Raw genomic sequence first — 16,004 nt, forward strand, 5'->3', positions numbered from 1 at the left:
CCCCTATTCCATTATTAGCCATTTCAGGATATAATAAATAAAGAGTTTCAGGCGTGTTGATTGTAGTGGAGAGGCGACTCTGGCAGGAATAGCTGAAAACCCATAAGGTTGTCTGAGATTCAGACGCCTCCTTCGTTGAAGCCGTAGCCAAAAATCAACAAATTCGTAGGTCTTCTCTGCAAAATAAAGACTAATCAACACGCCTGAAAGAAAATATGATTATAGTTTCAGGGGGCCATATCAATGACATTGTTTAAACTGTACCATTCAGACGGCATTCATATTATTACTGATGTAAAAAAGCATAAAACAAATATTGAACTCAAAACAATTACAGGGGAAGTACTATATATTATCGTGGTAACTGACGAAAACTACACAGTATATGATGACCGCTTTGCAGGTGCTTCTAAACAATTAAATTCCGTCGAAGCTTTTGATATTGATGGAAGTTTTCGCAGCTTAGACTTTGATAATATGCGTGCTTTATTTAAGGAAGCCTTTACAAAGCTTTTACAAGAAATTGCTACATGTGTTCAAAATAAAGAGGAGCTTGTAGATATTGATACACTTCGTCATAAAGTGAGCGCGCAAATTACAGGCATCCATTTCCGTGTTATCTCAGATACAAATAAATATGAAATTTAACACTTAGCAGACTGCTCTCCTTGAAGACAGTCTGTTTTTTAGTATAATAGCTCCCCCCTATTGAAATGAAAAACACGTATCTTTACTTTCATGTATAATAGAATATAATAATCTGAAAATAAGGGGTGTTAGGATGAATCGTGAACAATTGATCACACTCGTTTCAGAAAAACTGAAATTAATCCGTACAGAGAAAGCTTTTACACAGGATCAAATGAGTGATTTGCTAGGATTATCCAAAAAAACACTTGTTCAAATTGAAAAAGGTCGTATTTTGACTGGCTGGACAACTGCTGTGGCTGTTTGCACGTTATGTCGAGATAGCACCATTTTACAACATGAGCTTGGTGGTGACCCATTAGAAGTTATCGATTTAATCGCCAATCATGGAACATTACAGCCAAAGGAAAAAACAATGGGTGGATACATATGGTGGAAAAATATTAGTGAATATAAAGGCTTTCGACTTCAACAAAATATGATTAGTCATCATTATCGTATTTTGGATGAGCAGCATTTTCGTCTTCTGTCAACATTTGATGAACAAGTAGCCATGCAGGCGTGGGAAAAGCTAAAGCATTAATTGCTATTTTACACTGTACAAGACAAAGTCATCGTGAGTGATGAGTGGCTGTCATATACTAAAATAAAAAATAGTGATAAGAGAAGTATTTCTTGCAATATTCTATGGAGGAAAAAGCACCGGAAGCTAGAAAAGTCGAAATTTGTAGAATTTTCCTCTATACTAATTGTAACCGCTCTGCAATTGGAAAGGATGCTTGTTCATGAATCGAATATTAGCAATTAGTGATATACATGGAGAATTAGCGCTGTTTGAAGAATTACTCCTAAAAGCAAACTATCATCCAATGAAAGACCAACTTTTTTTACTCGGTGATTATATTGATAGAGGTCCTGCTTCTAGCGGTGTGTTAAATTTAGTTGGGGAATTACAGGCACAGGGCGCACGTGTGTTGCTTGGGAATCATGAAGCAATTATGCTCCATGCCTGCCGCTCAGGGCATCCGAAGCCTTGGAACCATTGGGTTGGGCTTTGTGGTGGAGAGGCAACACTTGCCAGCTATGGCTACCAGTTGGCTGATTTTGAGGAGGCTATTCAAAGCCAAACATTGCCTGACTTTATTCAAACATTACCAAAGCTTGAAGCGCATTTAAAGTTAATCGAAACCTTTGACACCTATATCGAATTAGAGGATGCTATTTTTGTACATGGCGGGGTTGTACCCGGTGTGGCACTAGCGGAAACAGACCCTATGCAATTTCTATGGATTCGTGAGGAATTTCATGCAGGCTACGAGGGGGACAAAACGGTTATTTTTGGACATACCCCCACATATCGACTGCATCACGATCCAACAGATTATAGTGTCTACTTTGGGGAAAATAATATTATTGGCATTGATGGCGGTGCTGTGTTTGGTGGTCAGTTACATGCCTTTGAATGGCCTAGCCGTAAAACCCTTTCCGTGCAAAATCAAAAACCAACAAGCGCCGAATAGCTTGTTGGTTTTTATCATATTAATATAGTTGAAAAATAACTCCTACTAATGAGTACACAATGACAGTTGCAAATAATACCGTCATATGAAACAGGGAAAAGACAAACATTTTTGTTGCCCATTTCTCTTGATTTGTATGACGATGATAGCCATAAATACTCATAATAAGCCATGCAATGCTTAAAAGCAATGCTACAAGCATAATGCCTATACTTAATGAGCCAAATAAAAAGCTTGATAAAATCAGTAAAATTAAATAGAAGTTTGTTTGATAGTAGGTACGACGCATACCTTTCACAACAGGAAGCATTGGCACATTAGCCGCCTCATAATCCGCATGCTTGCGAATCGCAATCGCATAAAAATGAGGCATTTGCCATATAACCATCACTAAAAATAAACCAAGAATCGCAGGATGTGTAATATCTGTTGATACCGCAGACCAGCCGATTAATGGTGGCACTGCTCCACTAATACTCCCTATTTCTGTATTATAAATCGTCCGACGCTTTGTCCACATTGTATAAGGAACAACGTATAAAAAGACACCTAATAAACCAAATGCAGCCGCTAATGGTGAAGCAAGTGCCAACACTGCTACCCCCACAATTAACATCGCAATCGCTAATGCTAACGTCGATTTAGCTGACATTTCACCTGTTACAGTGGGTCGACTTTGCGTTCGAGGCATAATGGCATCTATATCACGATCATAGACATTATTAAAAGCGCCAGCTGCCCCAATAACAAGAGCAGAGCCAATTGTTGAAAAAATAATTTCAGGTATATTATCTACAAATGTCATTTTATTTTTGTACATGCCTAGTGTTAAGCCTGCCCACATTGGTATTAAATTAGATTTAATAATGCCTGTTTTAACTGTTTGCGCTAAAATTGTAGAGCGTGATGACTTCTCTTGTATTTGTTCGGAGGATTGCAGGTTATGCTCCGTTTTTAGATTTTGTTCCATTCATCTTAATTCCTTTTCTCCATAATTTCTATACATTTTCATCGATAGAAAGCGACAAAATTTGCATCTAGCACATTAAATAATGATTTTACCCCTCTTCACTTCTTGCTGTTTCTATGTTTCATAAACTTTAACAAAGTACGTTCATTCACAACATCTTCTATGATACCACCGACTGACATGAATTTGAACCTTCTTGTCTTGATTCTTGTTATTACTATTTAAGAAAAGTAATGATTTGTACAAAAAAACCAAGACAATTCTTTTGCCTTGGTTTTAGAGCTATTGTAAATCTTGTTGGAGCTGCTGTGCTAAAAATGCCACAAGGTCACGTAAATTATCAGGTGTAACACCATGTCCATCTGGATATTGTTTAAAGGTAACTGTTGCACCAAATTGCTCAAAGATCTCTTTGCTTTCTATACCTAATTGTGAAGGAATAATATAATCATAATCTCCATGAGAAATAAAAGCCTGTAGATGCTCAATTGAACGAATGGCATATTCTTCCGTGACAAACTTTGGTGTATAGCCACTTAATGCCACAATGCCTGTTACTAAATTCCCCATCACAAATGCCAATGATTGCGCTAAAACAGCTCCTTGATTAAAGCCTAGGACAAATACTTGATGTGGGTCAATTTGATATTCGTCAATTGCCTCTAAGATAAAGCGTTGCAGTGCCACTAATACCTTATCGAAAACTGCACGGTCTGGTTGATCCATCTCCTGAATCGTGAAAAAGGCATAGCCAGGCTTTTGTGTAATAGGGCCTCGTAGGCTAAATATATGACATTGCTCGCGAAAATCCTGCACTAATTGCGGTAAATCCTCCTCATTGCTGCCCATGCCGTGCAATAAAAAAAGAGCAGGATATTTTTTCGTAGCGTCCATTTGTGTAGGCTGTGTATGTTTAAACGTAAACGGTGTATTCATGCAATCAAAGTCCTTTCACATTCCTTAAATTAGTGTAATTTTGTTCTATTAATAAGTCCGTCTGTATGATAAGCAATATAGCCATTCACAATACGAATCGTTTCTTCTGGGTCCGCCTCAAATAGTAGCTTGGATTGCTTAGGCGTTGAAACAAGCACCGTTAATAAATCCATCCGCATCGAGTGTCCAGCAGAGCTATATGCATAATCATAAATAATGGCTTCCTCTGTTATCTCTGCTGTTTGATATTGCTGATGGAATAATTCCTTCGCTGTTTCCATTTGCGTTGCCACCTGCTGGCGAATACGCATTTGATGCATTAATAGCTCTTCTTCCAGCGCTGCTGGCGTTAACCATTGCTTCGTTTGCAGCATTTTTAGAAATAGTTGCTCCCAAGCTTGCTCATTTTCAGTAAAATACAGCATATTGACCATCAGCATATCCCAAAAATCTTGCTGTGTTGTCGCTGATGCTCGTTGCATAGCAATTGTTTCATTAAAATGCGCTTCCACTTTTGTAATATTCATATTGCGTACTAAATGATTACATACATTTTCAATAAATGCATTTGCCGCTTCTTGTGTCATCCAAAATCCGTCCTTTATATCTCTAAATCATTTCCTTCTTATCATACCATGATTGTGAAAGATGGCAATCAACCCACCTCCTCTATCAATTACGCCCCAGCGTAATGGCGTGTTGATTTTAGCTGATGTTTTGAAGGGGTCTTACAGTCTATATCTATCGCTTTGCTTTTTAGTACACAAAAATTGTTAATACGGGATAAAAAAGATACCTCCCAATGCAAATGGAGGCATCCTGCTTTAATTATGAAAAAACATAACTGTCCATATTATCAATTGTATTTTGGATAGCCGCTTGCAATGATTGCTGGTGCTCACCACAACAAGCCAGCGCATCCTCTAATGCTAGTGCGGCATTTGCCATAAACGGGGCTAGCTGCAAATCCTTTGCTAATTGAATTAATACTAATGCTCTGTTCCATTTCCAGCGCGGGTTTGTCGGGTCAAGGTCAATCGCCTGCTCTAAATAGCCAAGCGCATCAAAAGGCATCCAGCCAAAGCGATGCATTGTTTGCCCTGTAATGCCCCAATAGACAGCCTTATTCGGGTTTTCCTTTACAGCGTGTTGAAAGCAGTGAACACTCTCATTGTAATGATGGGCAAATAAAAAGAGCTGTCCTTGTGTAAAAAAGGATTGTGCCTTCTCTTGCGATGTGCCCGTTTTTGCAACTTCCTCTAGCTGCCAAATACGTTTTGTAAATGCCCCTTCATCCTTAATCGCCCGAATTTCTGCTACAGCGTCAAACTCAGGATATGTTTCATCAGCACGCTCAGCAGACTGTGCTTCTAGAGTAGATATTGGCTTTGGATAATGCGCCAGTTCATATTCTTCCAATAATGCGATATATTTTTGCGCGCGTTCCTGTTCGGCTTCATTTGTAATCGCCTTTGCTAATTTATAGCATTTCATCACTTCACCATTATAAAAATAATCATCCATTGACATTTACAATTCCTCCATTGTACAACTTTTCAGTATTTTAAGTATACACTACAAAATGAAAAGGGACTGTATCAAAATAACTTTTGACACCGTCCCCTATCTTCTATTTCTTTAATACAACCGTTTCTAAAAATGTTCGTAAATCATCTTCTTTAAGAGCGCCTACAAAGCGATTCACTTCTTTCCCATCTTCAAAACGAATAAATGTTGGTGTTGCTTTAATGTTATACGTATCCCATAAGTCCTCGTATTCATAAACATTTAATTGGGCAATATTAACACCCATTTCATCTGCAATTGGCATTAACACAGGTGTAAACGCTTGGCAGTGAACACAAATTGGGCTATAAAAATAAGCATTGACAGGTTCACCTGCTTCAATTTTTGCTTCAAGTTCATCTGGCAGCATAATATTTTGGTAGTTTTCATCATCCAGTTGATCGATGGTTTCTTGTTTTAGCTTTTTATCGCCATAAGGATTGTTTGCGCTTTCTAATTTACTTTTGTTTGAAACATTTGTTAGCACAATAATTGCTGCAAATAATACAACAATCACTGAACCAATAATTAATAATTTCTTCACTAGAGTAGTGACCTCCTTTTTTACACTAAAAGCCCTAGTTTTAGTGTATTCGCGATTGATTATAAATTGTTTTGAAAACCTAGTAAACTAATTTGTCCTTTTTCCGGGATATTTCACATTTACAACATAATTTTATTTATAATTGGGAACATACATAGTAAAAGGTATTATAAAAATTCAGCATGGAGTGGTCAGATGAAAAACTTTTTACAACATATTTCTCAAATTTATCTAAGAGACCTTCGTAATATTTTTACGAACTGGGTAATTGCCGTTATTATAGGTGGACTTATTTTTCTTCCTTCACTTTATGCATGGCTCAATATTTATGCCTCCATGGACCCATACGCGCACACAGCCAATATGAAAATCGCAATTGTCAATGAAGATACAGGAACAACAGTTAGAGATACCGCGATCAATGTTGGCGATGAGGTTATAAAGCAGCTAAGCACGAATAAAAGCTTTACATGGGAATTAGAAACGGAAAAAAAGGGTACTGAGCATGTCAAAAATGGAGATTATTTTGCGATGATTGTTATTCCAAAAGATTTTTCGCAAAAGCTTACCTCCATTTTAACAGACCAGCCGACACAGGCACATATCGATTATTATGTGAATGAAAAAAAGAATCCTATTGCCCCTAAAATTACAAGTAAGGGGGCAAGCGTTCTGACGCAGCAAGTTTCCAATGAATTTGTGTCAACTGTCAATGGCACATTATTCTCTATCTTTAATACAATTGGTGTTGAGATTGAGCATGAAATTCCTGATTTTCGAAAGTTTGAAAACTATGTCTTTACAATTGAACAGCATTTACCTGACATTCAATCCTTTTTAACGCAAGCTGCTAATCAAGGTAACGATGCAGCACAATTGTTAAACAAAGCGCTTACGCAAGTACCTCAAGTGGAGCAGTTAACAAAGGATGGTCTTACAACGATCCAGCAAGGGTTACAGCTCATTAATGAAGCAGATGCCTTATTTAATGAGCTATCTCCGAGCATTAAAAAGGATGTCCAAGCTGTTCAAACAATTGCTGAGCATTTTACAGAAATCATTACTAAACTAAATGCCATTGATTTCGATACATCTTCTTTCGCTCAAACAAAGGAAGCCCTTCAAAATCAATTGGTACAGTCAAAAGAAAATATAGCAACTAGTATTCAAACGCTTGAAGCATTGCAGCAATTAACACAAGCAGATGCTGCAACTCGTAAGCAGCTAGTAGATGTCTTGGACCAGATGATCAATACCCTACAGCAAAGCGAAGAAGCTCAGGATCAACAAATGCTGGCACAGCTTATCACGATTCGTGAAGCTTTACAAAATGGTCCAAGCTTTGCTGATAACACTGCCAATGCATTAGCTGCATTAAAGCAGCTTCAAACCGTGCATAGTGATCTTCTTGCAAAAATGGATGCCTTACAGCCTATAGACCAAGAAGCAATTAAGCAGCAAATAGCAGCCATTCAAACAATCGCTCAAAATGCAACAGCTCGTTTACAGGAGTTTTTGACTTATTATAATGATCGCTTGGAGCCGCAAATTCGTTCAACATTATCAAGTGCTAAAAAAACATTAACAAATGCCTCGGCAATGCTAACAGATGTACAGCAATTTATTCCACAGGCAACTACTAAATTAACAGAAACACAAGGTACATTAGCAACAGCAAATAGTGCTATTCAAAAAATCCAAACAGAGTTTCCAGCATTAAGCTCAAAAATTAAAGAGCTAGCAGATAAACTTCGTACATTAGAGGATGAAGCTGATATTTCTGAGATTGTGCAATTATTAAAAAATGATGTCAACGCTGAACGAGATTTCTTTGAGGAGCCCATTCAACTAAACGAGCATCGCCTCTTCCCTATTGCCAATTACGGTACAGCCATGACACCGTTTTATACAGTGCTTTCGATTTGGGTTGGATGCTTATTATTAATTTCGTTATTATCGGTTAATCTTCATAGTGGTACACCATACAGTATTCGTGAAGTTTATTTTGGTCGATTATTAACATTTGCAACGTTTTCATTTATTCAAACACTTATTATTACAATTGGAGATATCTTCTTACTAGATAGCGCCATTCAGGAACCTGTTTACTTTGTATTATTTGGTCTGTTGATTAGCCTTGTATTTATTACAGTTGTTTATACACTTGTATCTGTCTTTGGCAATGTAGGAAAAGCTTTAGCAATCATTATGCTTGTCTTACAAATTGCTGGCTCTGGTGGCACATACCCTGTTGAATTGCTACCAAGGTTCTTCCAAATTCTTAACCCTTACTTACCATTTACGTATGCGATTGAAATGATGCGTGAGGCTGTTGGTGGTATTATTTGGTCAACTGTATGGATGGATATGCTCTTCTTAGCTTGCTGCTGGCTAGCCTTTATTTTATTTGGTTCTTTCTTAAAAAAATTGCTGAGCGAGAAAATGGAACATTTTATGAACAAAACACGTGGATCAGATATCTTTCATTGATTTGCAACAATACTACCTGTCCATTGTTCGAATAGCAATGATATAATAATCGTATTGTGAAACGGTAGGAGGCGCTATTGTTGAAGAAATTAATGTCCCTTTTTGCTATTTTTATGTTAGTGCTTTTAAGTGCATGTGGAGAGGATAAGCAAGGTGTAGATGACCATCAAAATAATGATTCACATGAAGGTCATAGTCATGCTTCTGGTGATATACAGGAAGAAACGGCTTCGGCTAATGTCCTCCCTTCTTTTTTAGATGATAAACAAGAAAATATTCGTATGGTCTATCAAATCGCAGGGCAATCAACAGAAGTTTTAGAATGGATGCCATGTTATTGTGGCTGTGGTGAATCTGCAGGGCATAGAAATAATTTAAACTGCTTTATTCAAGAAAAACGTGAGGACGGCTCAATTGTTTGGGATGATCATGGCACACGCTGTTTAGTGTGCTTAGAAATTGCTGTCCAATCTGCTAAAATGCATCAAGATGGGATGAGCCTAAAAGAAATTCGTCAAGTTATTGATGATACGTACAAGGAAGGCTATGCTAAGCCTACTCCAACAGATATGCCTGCATAATAGAATAAAAGCAAAGTCGCATAGTGCGGCTTTGCTTTTATTCATTATTCCTTCAATTGATTTTTCTTTCTTTTGCGTAAAATCATATATAAAATAACAGCGATAACAATAATAAGCCCGACAAACTCTGCAATTAATAGCAAGGAAATTTCAATACCTTGTGCTGCCTCTGTCTTAGGTTCATTTACTTGCTCAGCAACTGCCACAACAAATTGCCCTTCTTTTGTTTCAATTGCAGCAGCAGCTTTCGTATCTGTTTCCTTTAAATGAGCATAGAAATCATTATCAGCAGATGTAGCATTGGATGCATGTATCCATAATAAAGGTTGCTTTGTTTGCCAAAAGCTTTTAGTAATATAAGCATACTTCGCCATAGCTTCAGGTAAAAAGCCTTGCTGTATCAACTGTTGTGCTGTATAAGGAATAGCCTCCGCATTTTTAGCAAGCCATGCTAGCTCATCCATATTGCCAATAAAAATTACCGCATGTTTTTGTAAATCAGCCTCTGTCACATCTTTATCTTTGATAAGCGTAATTTGTGCTACTTTACCATTTATCATCAATGCTTTATATAGCGCACCCATTTCCATATCATTTATCGGTTCGTTATCAGGCACGACCATTAACACATTGTCATGAAAGGCATTTGGAAAATCACGTAATGTAAAGGATAGCTCCTCCGCATCTTTAGTCATGGATAGTGAACTATCGCTATCAATATATAGCCAATAACGCTCATTCGTTGTTTCACATGGCTCCTCTAACTGAAAGCCTGTTACCTCAAATTGCATATCTGTGATTGACTGTTTATTTAACACATTTGTTTGAATCGGTATAGCTACCTCATATATATCCATTGCTGTTTGTTCCAGCTTTCGTAAATCCACTGCATGTGGAACATTATTAATATAAACAATCAATTCTAATTTGCGGTCATCGTCCTCCTTACTGCTCGGCATCGTTGCTGACTTTTTCAATAATAAGTGCATCACCGCTTCTTGATTTGCCTCTAGCTGTGGCAAAGATACATAATAATGCGGTGTGATCGTTGTTTGACTTGATAACGTTTGGTCCTCAAAGCCAAATTGTTTAAATGGTATTGTTGTTGCTGATGGGCTTTCAACTTTTGGCAAATCTTTAATGGTTAATGTTTGACCTACTAATTGCTCAAAAAGCTTTGCTTCTGTTAAAAATAATAATCGCTCTGAAATAGCTTCTGCATTTGTAGCTGTTATAATAAAAAGTGGTACTTGTTGCTGTTCATTTGTATTTTGCAATTTATGCATTGCAAGTGTCATTGTTCCCTTAGCTGTATCAACATCAGCTAATATATTTTGCCATAACGCTGAGCGAAATTCATGTTTTGCACCAACTACAATAACAGGGCCTGTTACCTTCTGAACAGCATCTTCACGCTGAATATGCACATCTGTTTGACCATGCTCTGATAAATAAGCAGCTAGCTGATAGCCGCTATTTAATGTCGCTGTGGAAGCTTCTTTTGGTAAGATAAGCGTTGTTGTATAGCCCTCATAGCCTAAAAATGCCGAAGGGTAACTACTTAATAACGCTGCTTGACCATCCTCAGCAAAAGCCGAAATAGAGGATAAAATATCAATACGCAACCAATTGCCAACATTGCCTGGAGGAACACAAATTCCCTCCTTTAAAATGCCATAAAAGCTCGCTGTAATTTTATGTGTCCCTTTGACTAAAGCTTCTGCTGGCAAATTTACAGTAACCGTTTGCTTTCGTAAATCTGCTGTCAACGGCACCGTTTTAAGTGCAACATCATCCACTTTTACTGTAAAGGATGAGGGGGCAATTAATAGCTCTGAATGTTGAATATGGAATGTTACCTGCTGGTTATGAACCTGCACATCTTCGCTAAGGCTGTAATAAAAATCTCTTGAAGAAGATGGTCCTTGTAATTCAATTGGTTGGGATAATAATGGTTTTTTCTGATATTGATTGCCTTTAATGACAATTGTTTGCTGATCCACCGTAATGGTAGCCGCAGTTGCATCATGTGTAAAACATAAAAAACCAATGACAACTAGAAGTAAATAAAATTTGGCTTTCATTTGTCTGCCCCTTTATCTGATTGCTTTGAAAATCGCTCTGTCTTATACCATTGCACTTCTTGTCCAGTCAACATGCGCTTTATTTCTAATAGCAATGACCAAACAACAAGCACAATCCACATTTGAGAGTACGTAAAATACATCAGTATAACGTAAAAGAAATTTTTTCGATTCATTTCTGTTTTTTCAATACTTAAGGTTATCATCACTTCACCTAGGAATAGTAAAAAGGCTAATACCCATAAAACAAGGGCAATATCACCAACAGTCAATCCAATATCATAAAATAAATTAATGATAAACAAAGCATTGGATAAAATAACGCCAAAGAAAAATAGGAAATACGTAAAGAAAAAGTAAAATAAATCAAAAATAATACTTTTTCTTTTTAATGTAAAAAATTGACTTAAAAATTTAAGGACGACATATTGGTTACCTCTTGCCCATCTTGTTCGTTGCTTCCACCATACTTTGAGTGTTTCAGGCTCCTGCTCCCATGTAATAGCCTTTGGAAAAAAGTGAATATGATAGCCTAAATTATAAACACGAATGGTCAGCTCTGTATCTTCTGCTAAAGCTTTGACATCCCAGCCACCTAGCTGCTCTAAAATCGAACGACGAATGGCAAAGTTTGTCCCAGGAATTGTTGCTACCTTAAACCATTTCCAGCGACCACCTTGTGCCATCCACTGGAAACAAATTGTTTCGATATTAATAAAACGTGTCAGCCAGGTTTCTGCAGCATTAATAACGCGAAACTTCCCTACTGTGGCGGCTGCCTTTGGATCATTGATAAGTCCCATTACTAAATACCAGACTGCCATGCGCTCAGGGGTATTATCCGCATCATAAACTACGACAATTTCTCCTGCCGAATCAGCTAGGGCTGCATTTAATGCAGAGGACTTTCCTTTTCCTTTGTTTGGCTCTACAGTTTCCATCACACGAATAAATGGAAATTTCTCAGCATATTTAGAGGCGATTACCCCTGTGTCATCTGAGGAATTATCATTTATGACAATGATCTCTAGCTTATCTTTTGGATAATACAAACGCGACATAGCCCGTAATGTTTGTTCAATAACGAGCGCCTCATTATGTGCAGGAATAAAGACACTAACGGATGGCACATTACGCATCCTTTTAGACCATTGATCGATTGGCTTTTCAAATGAGCGAAAATGTAAATAACCGCCTTCCATTAAAAACATATGGTAAAGCAGCATGACCCAAATGAGGAAAAGTGAAATAAAAAATAATGTATTAGCCATTCGTTTTCCTCTCCTCAAATAACCTTTTACGCAAGGTAATACGTAAACGTAAAGTATTCATAAAAAATAATGCTACAAACAATGAAACAATTAAAACAAGCGCCCATAAAATGGATTCAAATGGCCTTTCATTCCATAGAATTTTTAAACGCTGAAAATTTGTCAATGAAAGATGAACCATTTGTTCGCCATTTTCATGCTGAACAATGGTAATATTCTCCGATTTTACTTGCTGCTTCGTTTGACGAAAATTAATGAGCTTAATCTGTGGATGGTTAGTTAAATAATCTGCAAGCTCCTGTACATAAGCTGCATCACTATAAGCAGGATATTGCATACCGATAACGGAACCGGGCGCTTTTAATAGCAAATCAATTTGCTGTTTCACAGGATAGAAAGGATACATAGCTGAGTCCATCACCGTTCCTGCTGTTAGGGGATAAATAATATGATTGTCTAGCTGTGCGCTATACAATGACTGATTGCCTTGTTGAATGCTACTTGTAAAAAGCGCACTATTATCAGTACCCATTGTTGGATAGATGTTACGAAGCGCTAAATATTCAAGACTTTGCTCCATTGAAGTAGCAGCAGAAAGAATAAATGTATAGCCTTCTTTTTGTAATTGCTGTAAATAACGTAATAATGTTTTATTATCATGTAAGTAATTGACTTGTTCCTCCACTATAATCGGTGTTACTTCAAGAGCAACTGGTATATTGTGCTCTGCAAATGCATCTACAACCTTTTTTAGCTTTTGGACATTTGTTTTCATCGTAATATCACTTAACACAATAAACGCTTGATGTGCTTGTGGCTTCGGTAACTGTAATAGCTCACCTAGTAGCGCTGGCCAATTATATTGCAATGTGCCCTCATTAATAAAAGCCCCAATAAATGACCAATTCTGCTGCTGGATAATAAACGGATATGACTGATTGATAGCTGAAGCCATCTTGATAATTTTTGCATTGGCAGTCGGTTGCACGCTTTCCCACTGAACAGGTTTGTTCAAACTTTCCGCTCCAAGTGCTCGCAGCTCTACTACGGGACCTTCCTGCCATTGTGCAAAAGGTGCAAGCTGCAACGCATTGTCACCAATCATTAAAGCTGGTCCTTGAAATTGATTTAGTGCATCAAGTGCCTTTGCTGGTAGCACTGTTGAATACGTATTAATCACAACGATTCGCTCATAGCGCTGGAGGCTGTGCGGATAGATATCTTCTAAAGCAATCGTATCTACCGATGTATAAGCTTGTAGTATTTGTTGTACTGCTTGTACATCCTCATTAGGCTGCTTATTGCTTGTGACATAAATTAATGCAACGTCCTTTTGAGCATCTGCCGCGTATACCGTATGATCTATATGCCATGTATAAAAACAAAGCCAGCCCATTATCAGCCAAAGGCAATAGTTAGAGCGCATTTGTTTTCATCTCTCTTTCCAGCTCTGCCAGCAATACATCAAACGTTGCTTCCATCAATGGATAATAGGTAAAGAAGCTTGTTTTATAGCTTAATGTCACCCATTTACCATTAAGCAATTGATGATTTTTTAAAGCTTGATCTAATTTATTATAAATTATTTCCATATGTTGGTCTGTTGTATCAATAAGCAATAGCCCAATATAATTGTCACGAAAGCGAAATTTTTTATCAGTGGCTCTAACCGTCTGTTGAATTTTTTGCGAAAGCTGCTGCCATAAATGCTGAACTTCCTTTGCACCGTAAAGCTGCTGAAACTGATTATAGTTCTCAAGCATTAATACTATAAAAACAAATGTATGCTTATGTCGGTCAGACCTACGCATTTCTTCATTGACGCTTATACGCATACGTGATTCATTATCAAAGCCTGTTTCTACATCTATTGCGACATAGTTCCTTACATCTTCTTGCAGCTTCTTTAAATAGTGTTCCTGCTCCTTCATTAATTCATGTATCTTTCCCGCACAAAGAATTAACAGCAATAACATAATGCCATAGGCAAAAAACATCTGCATGGAAAAGGAAGCATTTAAAAATGTTACAGTACCCGATATACCTGTATACAGTAATGTTGAGCCTGTAATAAAAATAAAAATAAGGCTACTAATAAGTCCAAAAACAGTTCCTCTCCAAAGTGTAAGTAGTAAGAGCACCAGCAGAAAAGCATACAATAATAAACTTTCAGCATTTAGCCGCAATAAAAAATAAGAAGGTATTTGCAGCAATAAAATTAATAGCACCCCATAAAGAAAAATGGCTCTATTCCAGTTCATCGTTGTGCGCATTGTCTTCCTCCTTTTCCGCTAGCAGTGGCAGCAAATTATCAAAAACATGCGTTGATTGTGTCTGGTTATGGATATAACCTGTCTTTGGGTCACTTTTTAAGGCTGTCATTTTAGCAAGGAACTGCTGTGCCATTTGTTGTTCATTCAGCTCAAGCATATAGCGCGCTGCCATCGCATAAACGGCTGGTGATTCATAGCTCACGGCTGGCTTATTTGTTGTAGCATTATAGCGACCATATAGCTTATCGTCTTGTGTGAACAAATGCAGTAGCCAGTCTTTAAAAGCAGTCGTATCTTCGTTTATAGAGGCTAAGTGGTAGGCTGTATACAATTGTTCAATCATATGCAATTCTTCATCAAATACATAGCTTTTGGAGGAAAGGTCATAATATTTTGGGAAAAATCCTGCCTCCGAAAATGGTGCATGTTGTAAAATAGCTATTTGCTGCTCCGCCTGCTGTTGTGATAATAGTCCATGCTTTTCCATTTGATAAAAAGCAGCGGGCATAATATAGCACAGCGTTAATGTATGTGCTTTATCATGTGTGTGAACATCCACAAAATCGACAAATAGCTGATCTGCCATACCAAATTGTTGTAAATTTTCGCCAATGTTCTTCCCTAGCCGTATATAAGAAGCATTATCCCATTTTTCACCTGCTTCCAATAACACACGAATAATGCGTAAATCATCAATCAATGCGTTTACAGACGCTTTTTTCGTTCCTTCTATACGCCATACAATAAAATTATCTGTTAAAAAGAAGGTTTTTATGACTTGAACCTGTTCCTCAAAACGAGTTTGGTCACCTTTTTCTAGCAGGTAAGCAAGCCATAATCCAGCTGATTCAGATAAATATATATCCTTTTGGCTTGTTAAATCTGTACGCAATAGCCCTTTATCTGTCATTAGCTTGTGAAGGACAAATTGCTCTGTAGGTGAAAGTGGCTCCTTTGGTAGCGCAGTTTCTTTTTTTGCACAGCTTATTAACATAAACAGCGCACATATCATCACAATAATTTTCTTCTTAATAAAATCACCCCAAGTACGCCAAAATATATCCTTATCTCCTACATTTTCATTATAATATACTATCCTATACAAACTATAAACATTTCTG

The 16,004-nt window shown here is 37.4% G+C and carries 15 protein-coding genes; 5 read left to right on the forward strand and 10 right to left on the reverse strand.

The window, feature by feature from the left end; genetic code table 11:
* The first annotated feature begins 243 nt into the window (after positions 1-243).
* The 3 genes from MHB42_RS12245 to MHB42_RS12255 all read left to right on the forward strand — a co-directional run bounded on the left by MHB42_RS12245 (position 244) and on the right by MHB42_RS12255 (position 2,168).
* On the forward strand, positions 244-648 hold the full coding sequence (locus MHB42_RS12245) for a hypothetical protein (RefSeq protein WP_340806475.1): 405 nt from the start codon (positions 244-246) through the stop codon (positions 646-648).
* A gap of 133 nt (positions 649-781) precedes the next feature.
* Complete coding sequence (locus tag MHB42_RS12250) at positions 782-1,231, forward strand: helix-turn-helix transcriptional regulator (protein ID WP_340806477.1); 450 nt, start codon at positions 782-784, stop codon at positions 1,229-1,231.
* 202 nt (positions 1,232-1,433) lie between these two features.
* On the forward strand, positions 1,434-2,168 hold the full coding sequence (locus MHB42_RS12255; protein ID WP_340806478.1) for a metallophosphoesterase: 735 nt from the start codon (positions 1,434-1,436) through the stop codon (positions 2,166-2,168).
* A 19-nt stretch (positions 2,169-2,187) separates the two neighbouring features.
* On the opposite strand, the gene cyoE is transcribed toward MHB42_RS12255, so the two are convergent.
* The 5 genes from cyoE to MHB42_RS12280 form a co-directional block, all read right to left on the reverse strand.
* Positions 2,188-3,138, reverse strand: coding sequence for a heme o synthase (gene cyoE / locus MHB42_RS12260; protein WP_340806479.1), 951 nt, complete (start codon positions 3,136-3,138; stop codon positions 2,188-2,190).
* Positions 3,139-3,420: 282 nt separating this feature from the next.
* Positions 3,421-4,074, reverse strand: coding sequence for an alpha/beta hydrolase (locus MHB42_RS12265; RefSeq protein WP_340806480.1), 654 nt, complete (start codon positions 4,072-4,074; stop codon positions 3,421-3,423).
* Positions 4,075-4,103: 29 nt separating this feature from the next.
* Complete coding sequence (locus tag MHB42_RS12270; RefSeq protein ID WP_340806481.1) at positions 4,104-4,661, reverse strand: hypothetical protein; 558 nt, start codon at positions 4,659-4,661, stop codon at positions 4,104-4,106.
* Between the two features lie 241 nt (positions 4,662-4,902).
* Positions 4,903-5,604 carry an O-linked GlcNAc transferase gene (locus MHB42_RS12275; protein WP_340806482.1) on the reverse strand — a complete coding sequence of 234 codons (702 nt, stop codon included), beginning with the start codon at positions 5,602-5,604 and terminating at the stop codon, positions 4,903-4,905.
* Between the two features lie 100 nt (positions 5,605-5,704).
* Positions 5,705-6,184: a thioredoxin family protein gene (locus tag MHB42_RS12280; protein ID WP_340806484.1), complete on the reverse strand. Its 480-nt coding sequence runs from the start codon at positions 6,182-6,184 to the stop codon at positions 5,705-5,707.
* A 195-nt stretch (positions 6,185-6,379) separates the two neighbouring features.
* Here MHB42_RS12280 and MHB42_RS12285 point away from each other — a divergent pair, with 195 nt between their 5' ends.
* Together MHB42_RS12285 and MHB42_RS12290 are read left to right on the forward strand one after the other, a co-directional pair.
* Positions 6,380-8,674: a YhgE/Pip domain-containing protein gene (locus tag MHB42_RS12285; RefSeq protein ID WP_340806485.1), complete on the forward strand. Its 2,295-nt coding sequence runs from the start codon at positions 6,380-6,382 to the stop codon at positions 8,672-8,674.
* A gap of 92 nt (positions 8,675-8,766) precedes the next feature.
* Positions 8,767-9,255 carry a PCYCGC motif-containing (lipo)protein gene (locus MHB42_RS12290; RefSeq protein WP_402896678.1) on the forward strand — a complete coding sequence of 163 codons (489 nt, stop codon included), beginning with the start codon at positions 8,767-8,769 and terminating at the stop codon, positions 9,253-9,255.
* A 44-nt stretch (positions 9,256-9,299) separates the two neighbouring features.
* On the opposite strand, the gene MHB42_RS12295 is transcribed toward MHB42_RS12290, so the two are convergent.
* From MHB42_RS12295 to MHB42_RS12315, 5 genes are read right to left on the reverse strand one after another with little or no spacing between them, the layout of a single operon-like run.
* On the reverse strand, positions 9,300-11,339 hold the full coding sequence (locus MHB42_RS12295) for a cellulose biosynthesis cyclic di-GMP-binding regulatory protein BcsB (protein ID WP_340806488.1): 2,040 nt from the start codon (positions 11,337-11,339) through the stop codon (positions 9,300-9,302).
* Positions 11,336-12,610 (reverse strand): glycosyltransferase family 2 protein, encoded by a 1,275-nt coding sequence (locus tag MHB42_RS12300; RefSeq protein WP_340806490.1) that lies wholly within the window; start codon positions 12,608-12,610, stop codon positions 11,336-11,338. The genes MHB42_RS12295 and MHB42_RS12300 overlap by 4 nt, the downstream gene beginning before the upstream one ends.
* The gene (locus MHB42_RS12305; RefSeq protein WP_340806491.1) at positions 12,603-14,036 is read right to left on the reverse strand and encodes a DUF2334 domain-containing protein; all 1,434 of its coding nucleotides are present in this window, start codon (positions 14,034-14,036) and stop codon (positions 12,603-12,605) included. The genes MHB42_RS12300 and MHB42_RS12305 overlap by 8 nt, the downstream gene beginning before the upstream one ends.
* The gene (locus tag MHB42_RS12310; protein WP_340806492.1) at positions 14,026-14,883 is read right to left on the reverse strand and encodes a diguanylate cyclase domain-containing protein; all 858 of its coding nucleotides are present in this window, start codon (positions 14,881-14,883) and stop codon (positions 14,026-14,028) included. The genes MHB42_RS12305 and MHB42_RS12310 overlap by 11 nt, the downstream gene beginning before the upstream one ends.
* Complete coding sequence (locus tag MHB42_RS12315) at positions 14,858-15,877, reverse strand: hypothetical protein (protein WP_340806493.1); 1,020 nt, start codon at positions 15,875-15,877, stop codon at positions 14,858-14,860. The genes MHB42_RS12310 and MHB42_RS12315 overlap by 26 nt, the downstream gene beginning before the upstream one ends.
* Between the last annotated feature and the right edge of the window lie 127 nt (positions 15,878-16,004).

This window comes from Lysinibacillus sp. FSL K6-0232 (genome assembly GCF_038008325.1).
Lineage (GTDB): Bacteria > Bacillota > Bacilli > Bacillales_A > Planococcaceae > Lysinibacillus.

Excerpts from the sequence above, each read along its gene's own strand:
- MHB42_RS12270 (WP_340806481.1), bottom strand. The coding sequence starts at position 4,661 with ATGACACAAGAAGCGGCAAATGCATTTATTGAAAATGTATGTAATCAT.
- MHB42_RS12300 (WP_340806490.1), bottom strand. The coding sequence starts at position 12,610 with ATGGCTAATACATTATTTTTTATTTCACTTTTCCTCATTTGGGTCATG.
- MHB42_RS12265 (WP_340806480.1), bottom strand. The coding sequence starts at position 4,074 with ATGAATACACCGTTTACGTTTAAACATACACAGCCTACACAAATGGAC.
- MHB42_RS12290 (WP_402896678.1), top strand. The coding sequence starts at position 8,767 with ATGTCCCTTTTTGCTATTTTTATGTTAGTGCTTTTAAGTGCATGTGGA.
- MHB42_RS12310 (WP_340806492.1), bottom strand. The coding sequence starts at position 14,883 with ATGCGCACAACGATGAACTGGAATAGAGCCATTTTTCTTTATGGGGTG.
- MHB42_RS12315 (WP_340806493.1), bottom strand. The coding sequence starts at position 15,877 with ATGTTAATAAGCTGTGCAAAAAAAGAAACTGCGCTACCAAAGGAGCCA.
- cyoE (WP_340806479.1), bottom strand. The coding sequence starts at position 3,138 with ATGGAACAAAATCTAAAAACGGAGCATAACCTGCAATCCTCCGAACAA.
- MHB42_RS12275 (WP_340806482.1), bottom strand. The coding sequence starts at position 5,604 with ATGTCAATGGATGATTATTTTTATAATGGTGAAGTGATGAAATGCTAT.
- MHB42_RS12245 (WP_340806475.1), top strand. The coding sequence starts at position 244 with ATGACATTGTTTAAACTGTACCATTCAGACGGCATTCATATTATTACT.
- MHB42_RS12285 (WP_340806485.1), top strand. The coding sequence starts at position 6,380 with ATGAAAAACTTTTTACAACATATTTCTCAAATTTATCTAAGAGACCTT.
- MHB42_RS12305 (WP_340806491.1), bottom strand. The coding sequence starts at position 14,036 with ATGCGCTCTAACTATTGCCTTTGGCTGATAATGGGCTGGCTTTGTTTT.
- MHB42_RS12255 (WP_340806478.1), top strand. The coding sequence starts at position 1,434 with ATGAATCGAATATTAGCAATTAGTGATATACATGGAGAATTAGCGCTG.
- MHB42_RS12250 (WP_340806477.1), top strand. The coding sequence starts at position 782 with ATGAATCGTGAACAATTGATCACACTCGTTTCAGAAAAACTGAAATTA.
- MHB42_RS12295 (WP_340806488.1), bottom strand. The coding sequence starts at position 11,339 with ATGAAAGCCAAATTTTATTTACTTCTAGTTGTCATTGGTTTTTTATGT.